This window comes from Oxalobacteraceae sp. CFBP 8761 (genome assembly GCA_014841595.1).
Taxonomy (GTDB): domain Bacteria; phylum Pseudomonadota; class Gammaproteobacteria; order Burkholderiales; family Burkholderiaceae_D; genus Telluria.
Window position 1 is genome coordinate 248,823 of record JACYUE010000002.1, and the last position, 17,495, is coordinate 266,317.

At 64.9% G+C, this 17,495-nt stretch carries 15 protein-coding genes; 10 read left to right on the forward strand and 5 right to left on the reverse strand.

Translation table 11 applies throughout. The features are described 5' to 3' along the window. Positions 1-5 precede the first annotated feature (5 nt). Both IFU00_13565 and IFU00_13570 read left to right on the forward strand, forming a co-directional pair. Entirely contained in the window at positions 6-2,465 is a 2,460-nt protein-coding gene (locus IFU00_13565; protein ID MBD8543307.1) for a fimbrial biogenesis outer membrane usher protein, read from the forward strand. A gap of 4 nt (positions 2,466-2,469) precedes the next feature. Then, complete coding sequence (locus tag IFU00_13570; protein ID MBD8543308.1) at positions 2,470-3,453, forward strand: spore coat U domain-containing protein; 984 nt, start codon at positions 2,470-2,472, stop codon at positions 3,451-3,453. Here the strand turns inward: IFU00_13570 and IFU00_13575 are convergent. Next, complete coding sequence (locus IFU00_13575) at positions 3,417-5,756, reverse strand: EAL domain-containing protein (GenBank protein ID MBD8543309.1); 2,340 nt, start codon at positions 5,754-5,756, stop codon at positions 3,417-3,419. The genes IFU00_13570 and IFU00_13575 overlap by 37 nt on opposite strands. A gap of 270 nt (positions 5,757-6,026) precedes the next feature. Between IFU00_13575 and IFU00_13580 the strand changes: the two genes are divergently transcribed. Next, a complete protein-coding gene (locus tag IFU00_13580; GenBank protein ID MBD8543310.1) occupies positions 6,027-7,586 on the forward strand; it encodes a diguanylate cyclase in 1,560 nt (519 codons plus the stop codon). Between the two features lie 159 nt (positions 7,587-7,745). Then, positions 7,746-8,153: a response regulator gene (locus IFU00_13585; GenBank protein MBD8543311.1), complete on the forward strand. Its 408-nt coding sequence runs from the start codon at positions 7,746-7,748 to the stop codon at positions 8,151-8,153. Positions 8,154-8,185: 32 nt separating this feature from the next. Here IFU00_13585 and udk read toward each other — a convergent pair whose 3' ends face one another. The 4 genes from udk to IFU00_13605 all read right to left on the reverse strand — a co-directional run bounded on the left by udk (position 8,186) and on the right by IFU00_13605 (position 10,650). Next, positions 8,186-8,827 carry a uridine kinase gene (gene udk / locus IFU00_13590; protein MBD8543312.1) on the reverse strand — a complete coding sequence of 214 codons (642 nt, stop codon included), beginning with the start codon at positions 8,825-8,827 and terminating at the stop codon, positions 8,186-8,188. A gap of 96 nt (positions 8,828-8,923) precedes the next feature. Then, the gene (locus IFU00_13595; protein MBD8543313.1) at positions 8,924-9,181 is read right to left on the reverse strand and encodes a hypothetical protein; all 258 of its coding nucleotides are present in this window, start codon (positions 9,179-9,181) and stop codon (positions 8,924-8,926) included. Between the two features lie 283 nt (positions 9,182-9,464). Continuing rightward, positions 9,465-9,854, reverse strand: a complete 390-nt coding sequence (locus IFU00_13600; protein MBD8543314.1) for a response regulator — start codon at positions 9,852-9,854, stop codon at positions 9,465-9,467. Positions 9,855-10,014: 160 nt separating this feature from the next. Beyond that, positions 10,015-10,650 (reverse strand): response regulator, encoded by a 636-nt coding sequence (locus IFU00_13605; protein MBD8543315.1) that lies wholly within the window; start codon positions 10,648-10,650, stop codon positions 10,015-10,017. 503 nt (positions 10,651-11,153) lie between these two features. On the opposite strand from IFU00_13605, the gene mraZ reads away from it, so the two are divergent. Genes mraZ through murF form a run of 6 tightly spaced genes read left to right on the forward strand, consistent with a single transcriptional unit; the run spans position 11,154 to position 17,495 of the window. Next, positions 11,154-11,582 (forward strand): division/cell wall cluster transcriptional repressor MraZ, encoded by a 429-nt coding sequence (gene mraZ, locus IFU00_13610; GenBank protein ID MBD8543316.1) that lies wholly within the window; start codon positions 11,154-11,156, stop codon positions 11,580-11,582. A 7-nt stretch (positions 11,583-11,589) separates the two neighbouring features. Continuing rightward, complete coding sequence (rsmH, locus tag IFU00_13615; protein ID MBD8543317.1) at positions 11,590-12,549, forward strand: 16S rRNA (cytosine(1402)-N(4))-methyltransferase RsmH; 960 nt, start codon at positions 11,590-11,592, stop codon at positions 12,547-12,549. Further along, positions 12,546-12,818 carry a cell division protein FtsL gene (ftsL, locus tag IFU00_13620; GenBank protein MBD8543318.1) on the forward strand — a complete coding sequence of 91 codons (273 nt, stop codon included), beginning with the start codon at positions 12,546-12,548 and terminating at the stop codon, positions 12,816-12,818. Before rsmH ends, ftsL begins: the two co-directional genes overlap by 4 nt. Further along, positions 12,815-14,590, forward strand: a complete 1,776-nt coding sequence (locus IFU00_13625) for a penicillin-binding protein 2 (GenBank protein MBD8543319.1) — start codon at positions 12,815-12,817, stop codon at positions 14,588-14,590. Before ftsL ends, IFU00_13625 begins: the two co-directional genes overlap by 4 nt. After that, complete coding sequence (locus tag IFU00_13630; protein ID MBD8543320.1) at positions 14,590-16,125, forward strand: UDP-N-acetylmuramoyl-L-alanyl-D-glutamate--2,6-diaminopimelate ligase; 1,536 nt, start codon at positions 14,590-14,592, stop codon at positions 16,123-16,125. Before IFU00_13625 ends, IFU00_13630 begins: the two co-directional genes overlap by 1 nt. Further along, on the forward strand, positions 16,125-17,495 hold the full coding sequence (gene murF, locus IFU00_13635; protein ID MBD8543321.1) for a UDP-N-acetylmuramoyl-tripeptide--D-alanyl-D-alanine ligase: 1,371 nt from the start codon (positions 16,125-16,127) through the stop codon (positions 17,493-17,495). Before IFU00_13630 ends, murF begins: the two co-directional genes overlap by 1 nt.

Sequence of the window (17,495 nt, forward strand, 5' to 3'; positions counted from 1 at the left end):
CCGCCATGCACACGCGCCACCGGGCGTGGCGGGCCCTGAGGTCGTCGTCCCTGTCCACCTGCCTGCTGGCCTTGAGCGTCACCCCCATCGCGGCAGCGGCCGCCATGGTTGCCGCTGCGCCGGCGTCGGCGTCGCTGGCCGCGCTCGAGGCGCAGGCCGGCCTGGTTGCCGCCCAACCCACCGAACTGTATCTGGACGTCTCGATCGATGGTCAGCCCACGGGTCTGCTCGTCTCCGTGATCCAGCAGGACGCCAGCCTGCGCATGACGGTCGAGAGCCTGCGCGAACTGGGCCTGGACCCGGCGCGCTTCGGCGTGGCCGACCGCACGGATTTTCTGCTCGACGAGATCGACGGCATGACCTGGCGCTACGACGGCGCCGCCCAGACGCTGGCGCTGACCCTGTCGGATCGCCTGCGCGTCGCGCGCGTGATCAGCGCGCGCACGGTGCGCGCCAGCGGCGCCGGCCAGGCCAGCCGCGGCATGCTGCTGAACTACAACGTGTTCGCCCAGAGCAGCGGCGGCTCGGTGGCCAGCAATCTCGACCTGCGTTATTTCGACCCGCACGGCAGCTTGACCAGCACCGGCGCGGCCATCCTGCGCGGCGAAGAACGCGGCTACACGCGTTACGACACCACCTGGACTTACGCCAACCAGGACCGCTTGACCACCGTGCAACTGGGCGACACCGTCACCCCGGCGCTGAGCTGGTCGCGCGCGCTGCGCCTGGGCGGCATCGAGTGGCGCCGCAACTTCGAGCTGCGCCCGGACCTGGTGACCTATCCGGTGGCCTCGATTGCCGGTTCGGCAGTCGTCCCCACGAGCGTGGACCTGTTCGTGAACAACGTGCGCCAGTTCAGCACCAGCGTGCCCACCGGCCCGTTCGTGGTCGACCAGGTGGCGGGCCTGAACGGCGCCGGCCAGGCCACCGTCATCACGCGCGATGCGCTGGGACGCGAAGTGGCCACCACGCTGCCGCTGTACGTCGACACGCGCCTGCTGGCGCGCGGCCTGACCGATTTTGCCGTCTCCCTTGGCGCGCTGCGGCGCGATTATGGCGTGGCATCGTTCCGTTACGGCGGTCCGGCGGCGGTGGGTTCGATACGCCATGGCTGGACCGACCGCCTGACGCTGGAAGGACATGCCGAAGCGGGCAGTGGCCAAGTGCTGCTGGGCGGCGGCGTGCTCGCGCGCGTGCCGGGCGCCGGCGTGGCCAGTGGCGCACTGGCGGCCAGTGCCGGCCGTTACCGGGGCTGGCAAGCCACGCTTGGGTACCAGTATGTGTCGCCACGCTTCGCGCTCGACCTGCAATCGATCCGCGCGAGCGCCGGCTTCGGCGACCTGGGCACGCTCGAAGGCACGCCGGTGCCGCGCGCGCTCGACCGGGCCAGCATCAGCACCGCGTTCGGCGGCAACAGCTTCAGCATGAACCTGATTCAGCTGCGCACGCCACTGGTGGCGGGCGTCGCGCCGGTGCTCGATCCGTTCGGCAACCCGCTGAACAGGCTGGCCGCGCCGGTCCCAGCCTTGTCCGCGAGCCCGGCCCTGGTAACGCGCACCGTGTCGCTGGCTTGGTCGCGCAGCGTCGGCCTGCGCGGCTACTTCAGCCTGGGCGCGTTCCAGGATCTCGAGCGGCGTGCCGAACGGGGCATCACGGCTACCTTCAGCATGGCCTTCGATTCGCGCGTGGCGGTCAATGCCAATGCGGGGCGCCAGCGCGGTGAGCAGGTGGCGTCGGTGTCGATGGGGCGCGCGCCGGACTTCGACGGTGGCCTCGGCTGGGCCGTCCAGGCAGGCAAGACCGGGGCGCAGCGCTACGACCAGGCCCAGGTGCAATACCTGGGCGCGCACGGCCGCGCGATCGTATCGACGCAGCGCGTGGGCGAGAGCCGCAACACGAGCCTGGATGTCAGCGGCGCCATCGTCGCGATGGATGGCGCCCTGATCACGGCGCGCAATGTCGGGCGCGGTTTCGCGCTCGTCTCGAGCGGCGCGCCCGATCTGCCGGTGCTGCAGGACAATCGTCCGATCGGCCGCACCGACCGCAACGGGCGCCTCCTGGTGCCCGACCTGCAACCATACGCCGCCAGCCGGATCGCGATCGACCCGTCGTCGCTGCCATCCGATACCCGCATCCCGCACACGGTGCTCGAGATCGTGCCGCGTCAGAATGCCGGCGTGGTGGCGCGCTTTGCGATCGAACGCTATGCGGCCGCAACGCTCACGCTGGTGCGCGCCGATGGCACGGTGCCCGACGTCGGCACGCTTGCGCGCCTGGATGGCAGCGAACTGACGGCGATGGTCGGGTACGATGGCGTGCTGTTCATCGAAGGGCTGCGCGCGCAGAACCGCGTGCGCGTCGGCAGCGGCAAGGCGGTGTGCGAAGTGCGTTTCGACTACAAGCCGGTGGCGGGCGAACTGCCCGTGATCGGACCGCTGGTTTGCCAGCCCCTGCAAGGAGAATGACCAAATGACCGCAATCTGCCGCCTGATCCTGATGACCGTCACGCTGTGGTTGCTGGCCGCCACCGCGGCGCGCGCCGACAACTGCGTGGCCACGATGACCGATGTCGACTTCGGTGTCGTCAGCCCCATTGCGGGCAGCGACGTCACGGCCAGCGGCACGCTGACCGTCACCTGCTACTGGACCATCGGGACCAATCCGCTGCTGCTGCCGGCGGCGAACGTGTGCGTCAACCTGGGCGTGGGCCCGGGCGGCAGCACCGGCGCCCCGCGCTACCTGCTCAACGGCAGCAACCGCCTGGCCTTCAACCTCTACACCGACAGCTCGTACACGGCGGCCAAGATCTGGGGCAGTACCGCCAGCACCATTGGCGCCAGGCCGATCAACGGAACGCTGGTGGGTTTGCTGGGCCTGGGCGGGGTGACGCAAAGCTTCACCGTGTACGGCAAGATTGCTGCGGCGAGCCTGGTGGGCGTGGCCACGGTCGGCAATGCCGATACGCTCTATGGCGCCAGCTTCGCTGGCCACGGCACCGTGCAGTACGGCTTTGGCAGCGTGCCGTGCACGGGCGGGGCCAGCGCGGCATTCTCGTTCCAGGCGCGCGCCACGGCAGTCAATAATTGCCTGATCAGCACCAGCAACCTGGCCTTTGCCAGCGGCAGCCCGATCACCGACCAGCGCATCAGCGCGCCGCTGAGCGTGGCCTGCACGGCCAACAGCACGTACCAGATCGCGCTGAACGGCGGCGTGTCGAACAATCCGGGTGCGCGCACCATGAAGAACAGCGTGACCGGGGAAACGCTGACCTACCGCATCTCGGCCACGCCCGACGGCCAGGCCTGGGGCGACGGGCAGGCCGGCACCACGGTCTACAGCGGCACCGGCACCGGCAGCGCGCAGAACGTCATGATGCACGGGATCGTGCCAAGCCAGCGCGCCCCGACGCCGGGCGACTACCGCGACACGGTGACGGTGTTGCTGATGTTCTGATGGTGTGACGGGAGGGCGGCTTCGAGTTGGCTGATCAGTTCGCCCAGCGGCATCGGGCGGGAGAACAGGAAGCCCTGCATGCAGGGTTTGCCGTGCGATGCGAGAAACTGCGCCTGCTCGCGGGTTTCGATGCCTTCGGCGACGACGCGCAGGCCAAGCTGGCCGGCCATGGCGAGGATGGACTTGACCAGTGCCGTGCCATTCACGTCGTGCGGCATGTCGCGCATGAAGCCCTTGTCGATCTTCAGTTCGTACAACGGCATTTTCTGCAGGTAGGCCAGGCTCGAGTAGCCAGTGCCGAAGTCGTCGATCGAGAACCGGATGCCCAGCCCGGCCAGCACATGCATCCGGGCGACGGTTGCCTCCATGTTCTCGACCAGCAGGCCCTCCGTCAGTTCGAAGATCAGCTGGGTGGCGGGCACGCCCGTTTCGGCAAGAATCGAGCGCACCACGTCGACGAAGTCGGCTTGCTGGAACTGGCGCGGGCTGACGTTGATCGACAGCGGCAGCGCGTGGCCGGCGCGGGACAGGTGCAGCCAGGACAGGCATGCCTGCCGCAGCACCCAGGTTCCCAGCGGTACGATCAAGCCGGTTTTTTCGGCGATCGGAATGAATATGTCGGGTGGCACCAGTACGCCGTCGGCACGGCGCCAGCGCAACAGCGATTCCGCACCGATCGGTTGGCCATCGGGGCTGACCTGCAACTGCAGGTGCAGCGCGAACTCGTCGTTGTCGAGGGCATTGCCCAGGTCGCGTTCGAGCATCAGCGTATTTTCGGCGGCGGCCAGCATGGTCGTCTCGAACAGGGCGGCGCCATTGCGCCCCGCAGCCTTGGCATGGTACATCGCCGTATCGGCTTCGCGCAGCAGGTCCTGGGCGGTCTGCTCGGGCCGGGTGGGCAGCGAAATGCCCACGCTCCCTGACGACTGGTAAACCTGGCCATCGATCTCGATGGGCCGGCGCAGGGCGGTGCCGACGCGCTCGGCCAACGCGACTGCAGCAGCGGTGGCAGCGGCGGCGTCGTCGCCCAGGTGCTCGGCCAGCACGACGAATTCGTCGCCGCCGAGGCGCGCCACGGTATCGCGCCGGTGGACGGTCTCGCGCAGGATGCCGGCCACGTGTTTCAGCAGGGCGTCCCCGGTCGCATGGCCGCGGGCATCGTTGACGCTTTTGAAGTTGTCGAGGTCGAGGTACAGCACGGCCCCGATGCCGTCGCCACGCTGCGCCTTGTCGACCAGGGTACTGAGGCGCTCCATCAGCAGTCGCCGGTTCGGCAATTCGGTCAGCACGTCGTAGAACGCCAGCTTGCGGATCGATTCGGCGGACTGGCGCTTTTCGGTGATGTCGCGGCCGACGGCCACCCAGTGCGTGATCGGTCCGCCTTCGCCGGCGAACGGCACGATATCGACTTCCACCCAGCGGGGTTCGCCTGCTTTCGTGTAATTGATCAGTTGCGCCGACGCCGGTTCGTAGCGCGCCATTGCATCCGACAGGGCGGCGACGGTGTCGGTGCAGGTTTCCGGTCCGTGCAGGGCATGCAGGCTTTGCCCCATGATTTCGTCGATGCGATATCCGCTGTGGCGCTCGAACGCGGCGTTCGCGAAGATGATCGGTTGATGCGAGGTTGTCCCGGGAATCGCCTGGACGATCAGCACCATGTCGTGCAGGCCCGCGAGTGCCGCCGAGGTCAGGCGCCATTCCTGGTTTACACGGCGCAGTGCGATGCGTTCCTGCTCGAGCGATTCGGACACGGCGTCAGCCTTGTTCAGCGAGCGTGACAAGCCTTTGAGCACGCTGCCTGCGGTCAGCGTCCCCAGCGTGCCGACGCACACATAGTTCAGGGTGAAAATCAGCATGCCCACGGCCGAGTCACGCGCGAAGTTGCCGATGGTGAGTTCGCTGTGGCCGGCCATGCCAAGTCCCACCATCGAGAGCGCGCCGGCCGCGATCGTCACATACGCAGCGCGCTGGCCCAGCAGAATCACGGCGATGACGGGTGTGGCAAGAAGGTAGCAAAGGCCGACCGCGCCGACCATCACGATCGAACCGACGCCGACGAAAAACATCATGGCAAGGAAGCTGATCACCCTGGTCGTGTGCGGCAGGCGGTCGAGACGCCAGATCGCCAGGATCCATACCAGTGCGAGGGTGTCCATCAAGGCGACCTGCGGGTAACCCTGATAGGCGGCGACCAGCGCGTTTGGCACGGCAACGACCAGTGCCAGTACCAGCACGGCCGACATCAGCGTGGCGAACGCGCGTACGCGCCACCTCAGCAGGTCCTGATTGATTCTATGGGGCATCCAGGCTATCCAATAATCCAACGATTGTCATTTTAATTTCATCTGAGAAACATTCTATCACTTTGTATCCTGACTTTCGGGTGGCACACGGCGCTTGTTTCCATCGTGTTGCGCATTTGCGACCAGCGCTGTCAAGCCCATGCTCGTCGTTATTGCATGCGTCTTAAGCCATGAACAGAGCACGAGTTTACGTTCTTCTCGGCAATACATTCCTCCCGATAACTATTAAGCTGTCGGGAAATAATCTCACTTGCCGTACTGCACCTGCCCATGCCACCCACCGCCAATCCAGATGTGCTTCGCCTGCAACGCCTCGACGAGCGGCGCAGACCGCTGGTCGTGCGCTCGATCATTTTGATGGCAGGCTTTTGCCTGTTGCTGATCGGCCTGCATGCGTGGAGCTTGTGGGCATCGCGCCAGGGCGAACTGGACCAGACGGCGATCAGTACCGAGAACATGGCGCGTGCCCTGGCGTCCCACGCCGAGCGCTCGCTGACGGTCGCCGACTCGGTCCTGGCGGAGATGGTCGAACGGGTCGAGCTGTCAGCGACCACGCCGCTCGACCTCGCGCGCCTGCATGCGCGGATGGCGCGCATCACCCGCACCAGCGAAGAGGTGCGGGAGGTGTTCATCTACGACGCCGAGGGCAAGCGCCTGGCGACCTCGCTGCCATCGGTATTGCCGGGCAACATCCTGGACCGCGAGTATTTTCGGTATCACATGACCCATACTGACCTGGGCACGCGCATCGGCAAGCCGATCTTCAGCCGTTCCACGGGCATCCAGACCATTCCCGTGTCGCGCCGGATCAATCGCCCTGATGGCAGTTTCGGCGGCGTCGCGATGGCCTCGCTCAATCTCGATTTCTTCGGCAAGTTCTACGACAGTTTCGATGTCGGCCGCACCGGTACGATCATCCTGGCCATCGACGACGGCACCTTGCTGTACCGCCGCCCGTTCAATGCCGCGATGGTGGGGACGAGCATCAGCAACGGCCCCGTGTTCCAGACCTATGCCAAATCGGGGCCGGTCGGCACCGGGATGATGAGGTCCAGAATCGATGGCGTCGAGCGCCTGTACAGCTACCGCCACCTGGACGGCTTTCCGCTGCTGGTGGCGACCGCCCAGGCGAAGGACGAAATCCTGGACGGCTGGTGGATGGCGGTGATCAAGATGAGCTGCGTCGTCGTGTTCGCCGTGTGCATGCTCGGCTGGGGCGGGCACCGCATGATCAGCCAGTTGCGCCTGCGCGAGGCGCTGGAGTCCGAATTGCGCGCGGCGCGCAGTGCGCTCGAACTGCACAATGTATCGCTGCGCCACCTGGCCGACGTCGACGCCCTGACCGGGCTGGCCAACCGGCGCCGCTTCGATGAAGTGCTGGCCCTGGAATACGAGCGCGGGCGGCGCAGCGGGCTGCCGTTTTCGCTGATCCTGCTCGATGTCGACCATTTCAAGAAATTCAATGACCGCTATGGCCACGTCGCCGGCGACGCGTGCCTGCGCCGGGTTGCCGAGGCGATCGCGTCAGGGCCGCGGCGCCCGACCGACCTGACGGCGCGCTATGGCGGCGAAGAGTTCGCGATCATCCTGCCGGATACCGACAACGACGGCGCCCGCGCGGTGGCCGAGAACATCCGCTGCGCCGTGCAGGCGCTCGGCCTGGCGCACGAGGGGAGTGCCTACGGCCACGTTTCCATCAGTCTCGGGGTCCATACCTGCAACCAGGCCGATGGCACGTGCGCGGGGCCGCTGGCCGCCATCGAAGCCGCTGACCGCCTGTTGTACCAGGCGAAGATGGGCGGGCGCAATCGCCTGGTCGCCGGTCCGTAGCAGCGGCCGGCAGCGTGGGGCTGAACGATTGCCTCACATTGTCGGGACATCGGCCGGACATGCCGCAACGCCACGCTGGTTGCTCGTCTATACTGTATTGATGATGCCAACAACCAGCAGGACCCCTCCAAAGCGATTTACCGGAAGCCAGACTGTGCAATGACCAAGACAGACAATGCTGCCAAAAAAGTCATCCTGGTGGTCGAAGACCTTCCGTTTGACGCTGAATTTACATTGCAGGCGCTGGAAAAATTCGAAGGCAGATTCGATGTCGATGTCGCGCGCGACGGTTGGGATGCGCTGGTCCTGATGAAGCAACGTCATTTCGACCTCATCCTGATGGACCTGAAGATGCCCCGGATGGATGGGTTCGAAACGATGATCCTGATGCGGGGCTACCAGTTACAGCACGAGGTGCCGTTGATCATCCTGACCAACTCGGATCTCGACGCCGACCGCGAGCGTGCCCGCACGCTTGGCGCCGTCGATTATGTCCACAAGTCGGGCGACCTGGCCGGGTTCAGATCCGCGCTGCAGGCCGCCGTTGAAAAGCACATGCGCGCCTGAATTGCCCGTGCGCGCCGCGCGCCGTGCGGTATTCAGGGCCGCTTCGACCGGCCGATGATGCTCGCGACCTTGGTGGTGATCATGTCGACCGCCGGGCCGTTTGCGCCATGGGGCAGGATCACGTCGGCATTGCGCTTGGTGGGTTCGATGAACTGCTTGTGCATCGGCCGCACCGTGTCCAGGTACTGGCTGACGATGCTCTCCAATGAACGGCCGCGTTCGGCAATATCGCGCTGCATGCGGCGGATGAAGCGCACGTCGGACGCCGTATCGACAAAGATCTTCAGCGACATCATGTCGCGCAGATCGGCGTCGTACAGCGCGAACAGCCCTTCGACGACGATCACGGGTGCCGGCTTGACGGGAATGGTCTTGTCCGAGCGGTTGTCGATCGTGAAATCGTACTCGGGCATTGCGATCGCCTCGCCATTGCGCAGCGCCTGGACGTGCTGGATCAGCAACGGCCAGTCGAACGCGTGCGGATGATCGTAGTTCTGCTTGCGGCGCACTTCAGGGGGCAGGTCGGACTGGTCGCGGTAGTAATCGTCCTGCATCACGATCGAGACCATGTCGGCACCGAACGACGCCAGTACCTGCTGGGAGACCGTGGACTTGCCACTGCCGCTGCCACCGGCGACCCCGATGACGAACGGCATAAAAGGAATGGAATTCATCCCTGCATGATACCGGAGAGGCGCGCAGGCCGACAGGGCAGGCCAGGCAATGACTTGGCAATGACCTGGCTCTGACCTTGCTCGATTGTCAGTGCATCAGAAGTAGACGGTGACGCGGGCGGCGTCCGGGCCGGCGCTGCGCAGCGATGGCGCCGCCGGGACGTCCAGAAGATACGGTGTGGCCGGGCTGGCACACTGCACCTGCACGGCGGCGCCGGCATTGATCGAACAGGTGGCCACGATCGTCAGGCGCGCTTCGAAGCTTGCCGACACCACGCGTGCATCCGCACCGACCGGCAAGGTCAGGGTGGCGGTGGCCAGCAGAGCAGCAAGGAAACGGAGGGAGCGCGACATGCTTTGTGTTCGGGGCAAATAGCCGGTAGATGATCGATGAAGACCATCATAGCCACTTTGGCAGTGGCGTGCGCGAACGCAGTGCGGGACAGTGCAAGCAGGGAATGTAGCGGTATTTCGGGTTTGGCGGTATTTATTTGCCGGTTCGACCGGATGTGTCGCGCAAGTCGCGCACTGGACGCCTGAAAATTGCGATAAAGGTAAACACAGTTGTCGATTTTGCGGTTTTACAGCGAATTAGAGAATAGTCTCTAAAAGAAACATTAGTTTCAGTAAAGAAATATTAGAGCGTGTTTTCAGGCAAATTCGCCAGCAATCCCGATACCGCGTCGACCAGTTCGATCGGGCTGAACGGCTTGACGATGTACAGATCGGCGCCAGCCGCCATGCCGGCTGCGACGTCGCTTTGCTGGCCGCAGGCCGACAGCAGCACGATCTTGACGCCGGCATTGGCGGGATCCTGCCGCAGGCGCGCGCAGACGTCCAGGCCGCTCTCGCCGGGGCCGAGCCAGATATCGAGCATGACGACGTCGGGCCGCTCCGCTGCAAACCTCGCGAGCGCCTGCTCGGCGTTGGCCGCTTCGACGATGCGGCCCAGAGCCTGCAGGCTCAGTGAAATCAGCAGGCGCAGTTCGTCCTGGTCATCGACGACAAGAATGGTATTAGCGGGCATCGCCGTGCTCCTGCCGTGGGTAGGGGCCGATGACGCCGGCCGGGTCGAACCGCAGTGTCGACGGGAGGGGCAGGATCGGCAGGAAGGCCAGGGTGGCGGTCATGGATGGGCTGGCATCGAAGGCGCGTCGGTGCGCCGAGCATAGCAGTTCAGTTGCTGATCAAGCGCGCGCCAGACCGTGTTCGACAGCGGCGCGCAGTTCGCCAAACGGCACCGGCTTCGGGAACACCGGGATATCGGCCGGCAAGCCCATGGCCTTGATCGTTGCACGGTCCAGGCCGCTCACCACGATCATGCTCATGCCAGCGCTGCCGCTGTCTTCGCGCAGCGTGCGGATCATGCGGAACCCGTCCATGCCCGGCATGTTCAGGTCGCTCACCAGCAGGTCGGGCCGCTCTTCGCCGATGCGGATCAGGGCCTCGAAGCCGTTGTTGGCCTTGACGACGTTCAGGTCCATGCCCCAGCCGGCCATCTCGAGTTCGTACAGGCGCAGCATCAGGGGATCATCGTCCACCACGAGTACGCGGCGCGTCGATGACGCCGAGGCGACCGGCGCGGCCGGTGGCGGCGCGTGCGCGGCAATGGCAATACGACGCCCTTCGACCAGGCGGTTGACCGATTCCAGCGTGATGCGGCGATGGCCGCCAGCCGTGCGCCACGCCTGCAGCGTGCCGCTCTCGACCCACAGTTGCACCGTGCGGTGCGACACGCCAAGGACCGCTGCCGCCTCCTTGGTTGAGCAATAGTCGGCGGCGTTGTACGGTGCGGCCGGCTGCAGGTCGGGTGAATTTTTCATATTTACTGATGTTACGTTTTAAGTTTCCCAAAGTCAAAATAGTTAACCGGAAAAATGAATGATTCATTAAACCAAAAGTCGTTATCCGGTGCTGCAAAGCGGAGCATAGCGCATTGGCAAGTTCTTGGGTTACATCAGAGTGCTGGATGCCCGTACAGTGGTTTCAAACGCACGCCGGTTGTTACTTTACGTCAATTTTATTCTTTGCCTTGCGCTTGCACAAACGTAAATATGTGGTTGCAGAATGAGGCCCGACCTTCACTGTAACGGCTAAGTCCCTAATTTAAAGGAATATTTTGAATTGTCGAGTACCCCAAACATACACCTAAGTCATTGGTTTCATTGGCAAAATTAGGAAAGCACGGTTGGGATTTCGCTTGACCGTCAACATTGCTTCCACTAAAGTGGGAAACAGTGTGAAAAAGTGTCGATTTGTGGGAAGAAATCCAGATCCCGGCGCCAGACAACAACGACCAACCGAATTCTCCAAGCTAGGCATTTACGTGTTCCAGGGCGCGTCAGCGATCAACCTCGATGCAAAAGGGCGGATGTCCATTCCAGCCAAGCATCGTGACGCCCTGATACTTCAGTGCGAAGGTCGCGTCACGCTGACCAAGCACCCACAGGGCTGCCTGTTGTTCTTTCCGCGCCCGGTGTGGGAAGAGCATCGCAAGCAGATCGCTGCCTGGCCGATGTCGGCCCGTTCGTGGCAGCGTATTTTCCTTGGCAATGCCGTCGATGTCGAGCTCGACAGCGCCGGACGGATCCTGATCTCCCCCGAGCTGCGCGCTGCAGTCGGGCTCGAGAAGGAAGTGATGATGCTCGGTATGGGCAGCCACTTCGAAATCTGGAACGCCGCCAAACTGGCCGAGGACGAGGCCGCAGCTGTGGCTGGCGGCATGCCGGATGTACTTTCCAATTTTTCTTTCTGAGGCGCCGATGACGGATTCTTTGACGGTGCCTGATTATCAGCATCGCACGGTGCTACTTGACGAAGCAGTCGATGCGCTCGAGCTGAGCGGCGCACGTGCTTCCGGTACGTATATAGACGGGACCTTCGGTCGCGGCGGTCACAGCCGCCTGCTGCTGTCGCGCCTGGCCCCCGAGGGGCGCCTGATCGCGTTCGACAAGGACCCGCAAGCCATTGCAACCGCGGAGCAGATCGACGATCCGCGTTTCAGCATTGTTCACGACAGCTTTGCCACGATGGCCGACGCGCTTGCCGCGCGCGGCATTCATCAGGTCGACGGCATCCTGCTTGACCTGGGCATTTCCTCGCCCCAGGTCGACGACGCCAGCCGCGGCTTCAGCTTCCGCCAGGACGGCCCCCTCGACATGCGCATGGACACCACGCGCGGCATGTCGGCGGCCGAATGGGTCGCGACGGCAGAGCAAAACCATTTGGAAAAGGTGATACGCAATTATGGAGAAGAGCGGTTTGCTTTTCAGATTGCAAAGGCGATTGTTGCTCGCCGCGCAGTCGAACCAATTTCAAGCACACGACAGCTTGCCGCAATCGTGGCAAGCACGGTCAAAAGCAGGGAGAAAGGCAAGGATCCGGCAACCAGGACCTTTCAGGCTATCCGGATTTTCATCAATCAAGAGCTTGAAGACCTCGAAGCGGGGTTGACCGCTGCCTACAGCATGCTCGCGCCTGGCGCCCGCATGTCGGTGATCAGTTTTCACTCGCTGGAAGACCGCATGGTCAAGCAATTCTTCGCATCCAAAGCCAATGTCGAACAGCCCGACCGCCGCCTGCCGATCCGCGCCGTCGATCTGCCGCAGCCGTTGATGAAGCTGATCACGAAGATCAAGCCATCGGATGCCGAAGTGTCGGACAACCCGCGCTCGCGCTCCGCCGTGCTGCGCGTCGCCGAACGCCTGGGAACGCCGACATGAGCGTGAAGGTCAACGTGTTTCTTACCACGCTGCTGGTCGGCTGCGCGCTGTCGGTCGTCAACGCCCGCTACCAGGCGCGCCATTTGCTGATCGAACTCGAACGCCTGCAGCAGCACGCGCGCCAGCTCGACGTCGACTGGGACCAGCTCCAGCTCGACCAGTCGCGCCTGGCCAAGAACGATCGCATCGAGCAGATTGCCCGTTCCGAACTGAATATGGCGCCGCTCACGCCCGCCCGTACCCAATACCTGACCGAAGGCGCCCCATGACGCGCGGTGCTTCCAAATCCGGCGCACGCGTTGCTGCCTCGAAGGGCGTTGCATTCACCAAGAGCCCGGTGCTCGCGGTGCGCCTGCCCGACTGGCGCTCGCGCATGGTGCTGTTCGTCCTGTTCGCGTCGTTTGCCGCGCTGGCCGTGCGCGCCGTCTGGCTGCAGGGCGTGTCGAACCAGTTCCTGCAAAGCCAGGGCAAGAGCCGCTACGAGCGCACACTTGAACTGCCGGCTACCCGTGGCCGCATCCTTGACCGCAACGGCGCCGTGCTGGCCACGTCGCTGCCGGTGCGCGCCGTGTGGGCGATCCCCGAAGACGTGCTGGCCTCGCCACCGGAAAAAATCACTGCACTGGCCAAGCTGCTGGGCATGCCCGAAGCCGACATCCGCAAGAAGCTCGACTCGGACCGCACCTTCGTCTACCTGAAACGCCAGGTCGAAATGCCGGTGATCGCCGAAATCGAGAAGCTCAAGATCAATGGCCTCGACACGCGCAAGGAATACAAGCGCTTCTACCCGCAGGGCGAAGTCGTCACCCACCTGGTCGGTTTCACCAATGTGGAAGACAAGGGCCAGGAAGGCATGGAGCTGCAACACCAGAAAACGCTGATGGGCGTGCCTGGCAGCCGCCGCGTGATCAAGGACCGCCTGGGCCACATCGCCGAAGATCTGGGCATGTTCCGTGAACCGCACCAGGGGCGCGACCTGACGCTGTCGGTCGACAGCAAGCTGCAATACATTGCGTTTACCAGTATCAAGAACGCCGTCGAGAAGTTCAATGCAAAGGCCGGCGCCGCCGTGGTGCTCGACGTGCACACCGGCGAAGTGCTGGCGCTGGCGAACTACCCGACCTACAACCCGAACGACCGCTCCAAGCTGACCGGCGAGCAGCTGCGCAACCGCGTCATCACCGACACGTTCGAGCCGGGTTCGACGATCAAGCCGATCACCATCGGCCTGGGCCTGGACACGGGCCGCATCACGCCCGACACGGTGTTCGACAATAACCCGGGCTGGATGACGATCACCGGCAAGCGCATTCGCGACACGCACAACTATGGCGTGCAGACGGTCAGCGGCATCATCCAGAAGTCGTCGAATATCGGCGCCGTCAAGGTGTCGCAGCGCATCCCGCCGCAGGAAATGTGGGAGATGTACACCAAGGTCGGCTACGGCCAGGCGCCGCGCTTCGGCTTCCCGGGCGCGACCGCCGGCCGCGTGCGGCCATGGAAATCGTGGCGCCCGATCGAGTACGCGAACATGGCCTTCGGCCACGGCCTGTCGGTCTCGCTGCTGCAGATGGCGCGCTCGTACATGATCTTCGCGCGCAACGGCGACATCATTCCGCTGTCGTTCGTGAAGGTCAACGAAGAGCCGGTCGGCCAGCAGGTGATTTCGCCCAAGACCGCAGCGCAGGTGCGCACGATGCTCGAATCGGTGGTTGGCCCGCAGGGCACGGCGTCCAAAGCGCAGGTCGCCGGCTACCGCATCGGCGGAAAGACCGGTACGGCCGAAAAGCTCGTCAACGGCCGCTACTCGCGCACCAACAATATCGGCTATTTCGCCGGCATCGGGCCGATGTCCAAGCCGCGCTTCATCATCGCCGTGATGGTCGACGATCCGAGCGGCGCCCTGCGCACCGGCGGCAGCGTCGCCGCACCGACGGCTGCCGACCTGTTTGCCAGCGCGCTGCGCGCAGCCAACGTGCCGCCCGATTCCTCCATCACGGACATCATCATTCCTGAAGTCCCATTAGAGGAGAGCATGTGATGAGCCCAAGCCTGAACGACATCCGCAACTGGATCGCTGCCGCCGCACCGGGCGGCCGTCTCGTTTCCGACTCGCGCCGCGTGCAGCCGGGCGACGTGTTCTTTGCCTATCCGGGCGATGCGCAGGATGGCCGCCGCTTCATCGGCGCGGCTGCCGACGCGGGCGCCGCCGCCATCGTGTATGACGACCAGGACTTCACCTGGCCTGACACCGTCACGACGCCGCACCTGGCCGTGGCCGGCCTCAAACAGCTGGCCGGGCCGATCGCGCATGCGGTGCTGGACCAGCCGGACAGCGCGATGTTTACCGTCGCCGTCACTGGCACCAACGGCAAGACCTCGTGCGCGCTGTGGACCGCGCAAGCGCTGGCGCGCCTGGGCGAGACCGCGGGTGTGATCGGCACGCTGGGCGTGGGCGTCATCGCGCCCAAGGCAAAGACTGAAGCGCAGTTCGACGTCACCGGCTACACGACGCCGGATGCCGTGCTGCTGGCGCAGACGCTGGCGGAGCTGAATGGCAAGGGCGCCACGGCGCTGGCAATCGAAGCCTCGTCCATCGGCCTGGTGCAGCAGCGCACGGCCGGCATGCATGTCGACGTGGCGATCTTCACGAACCTGACGCGCGACCACCTCGACTTCCATGGCGACATGGCGAGCTACGAGGCGGCCAAGGTCACGCTGTTCGAGTGGCCGGGCCTGAAGCACGCGATCGTGAACCTGGATGACGCAGCCGGGCAGCGCCTGGTGGCGCATCTGCGCGCGAACTTCCCGGCGCTGGCCGTCACGGGCTATACGCTGGACGCCACTGCTGCTGTGCCGGATGGCGTGGCCGTCCTGCGCGCCAGCGGCATGCGCAGCAAGAACGCCGGCACCGAATGCCAGGTCGAGACGCCCGCGGGCAGCGCGACCATCCGCAGCCGCCTGGTAGGCAACTACAACGTGAGCAATACACTGGCGGTGCTGGGCGCCTTGCTGGCGCGGGGCGTGGCGCTCAAAAGCGCGGTCGAGGCGATCGAATCGCTGGTCCCGGCGCCGGGCCGCATGCAGCAGATGGGCGGGCAGGATGCGCCGATGGTCGTGATCGACTACGCGCACACGCCGGACGCGCTGGAAAAAACCCTGGATGCGCTGCGCCAGGTGGCGGCTGACCGCGGCGGGCAGCTGTGGTGCGTGTTTGGCTGCGGGGGCGACCGGGATCCGGGCAAGCGCCCGCAAATGGGCCGCATCGCGCAGGCCGCCGACCAGGTGCTCGTCACCAGCGACAACCCGCGCAGCGAAGAGCCGGCGGCCATCATCGCCCAGATCGTGGCGGGGATGGACGCCAACGCACCAGGCTCGCGCCTGCAGACGGTGGAAGACCGCGCGTCGGCCATTCTGCTGGCCGTGAAACAGGCCGCCAGGCAGGACGTGATCCTGCTGGCCGGGAAGGGCCATGAGCCTTACCAGGAAATCAAGGGACGCAAGATGCCGTTTTCGGATACGGACCACGCTTCGCTCGCATTGACGGCGCGGCTTACCATGTTGAGGACGCATTGATGCGCGGTACCCTGGCACAACTCGTGGCGGCCATTCCCGGCGCGCGCCTCGTCGGCGCGGATGTCGCCTTTGGTGGCGTGTCGACGGACAGCCGCAAGGTCGACGCCGGCGCGCTGTTCGTCGCGCTGCGCGGCGAGTCGTTCGACGCCCACGATTTCCTCGACCAGGTCGCCGCGCGCGACGTCGCGGCGGTGGTCGTGTCGGCGCTGCCGGAAGGCTGGACGCTGCCGGCGATCGTCGTGCCCGACACGCTGGTTGCGCTGGGCCGCATCGCGCATGCCTGGCGCACGGGGTTCGATCTGCCCGTCATCGGCGTCACCGGCAGCAACGGCAAGACGACGGTCAAGGAAATGATCGCATCGATCCTGGCGGCGGCAGTGGGCGAAGAAGCGCGCCTGGCCACGCAGGGTAATCTGAACAACGAGATCGGCGTGCCCCTCACGCTGTTCCGCCTGACGGCCTCCCATCGCGCCGCGGTGGTGGAGCTGGGCATGAACCATCCGGGCGAGATCGCCCGCCTGGCGGCCATCGCCGCGCCGACGGTCGCGCTGGTGAACAATGCGCAGCGCGAGCACCAGGAATTCATGCACACCGTGGAAGCGGTGGCGCGCGAAAATGGCGCGGTGCTGCAAGCCCTCGCGCCAAACGGCGTGGCCGTGTTCCCGGGCGACGACGTGTACACCGACCTGTGGCGCGGCCTGGCTGCCTGCGACGTCATCACGTTTGGCCTGACTGACGCCTGCGACGTGCGCGCCGACTACACGAGCAATGGTTTCGGCAGCGACCTGCAGGTGAGCGCACGCGGCGCGCAGTTCGCCATCAAGCTGGCCGCGGCCGGCGAACACAATGTGCGCAATGCGCTGGCCGCGATTGCCTGTGCTCTCGGCGCCGGTGTCAAACCGGACGCCATCGTGCGCGGCCTCGAAGCCTTTGCACCGGTCGGCGGGCGCCTGCAGCGCAAGCAGGCCGCCGGCGGCGCGACCGTCATCGACGATACCTACAACGCCAATCCCGATTCAATGCGCGCTGCCATCGACGTGCTGGCCGCGTATCCTGCGCCGCGCATCCTGGTGGTGGGCGACATGGGCGAGGTCGGCGCGCAGGGCAAAGAATTTCACGAAGAAATCGGGGCTTACGCACACACGCGTGGCATCGACACCGTGCTCGCGACAGGCGAGCTGGCGCGCCATCTGGCCGCGTCGGGAGCACAGCATTACGAGCAGTTCGACGAGTTATTGGCAGCACTGGATAAAAAACTGGGCAGCAATACGGACGCGACTGTGCTGGTGAAGGGCTCGCGTTTCATGAAAATGGAACGCGTGGTCCTGCACCTGACCGGATCAACCCCCCTTGGCAAGGACGCCCACTAA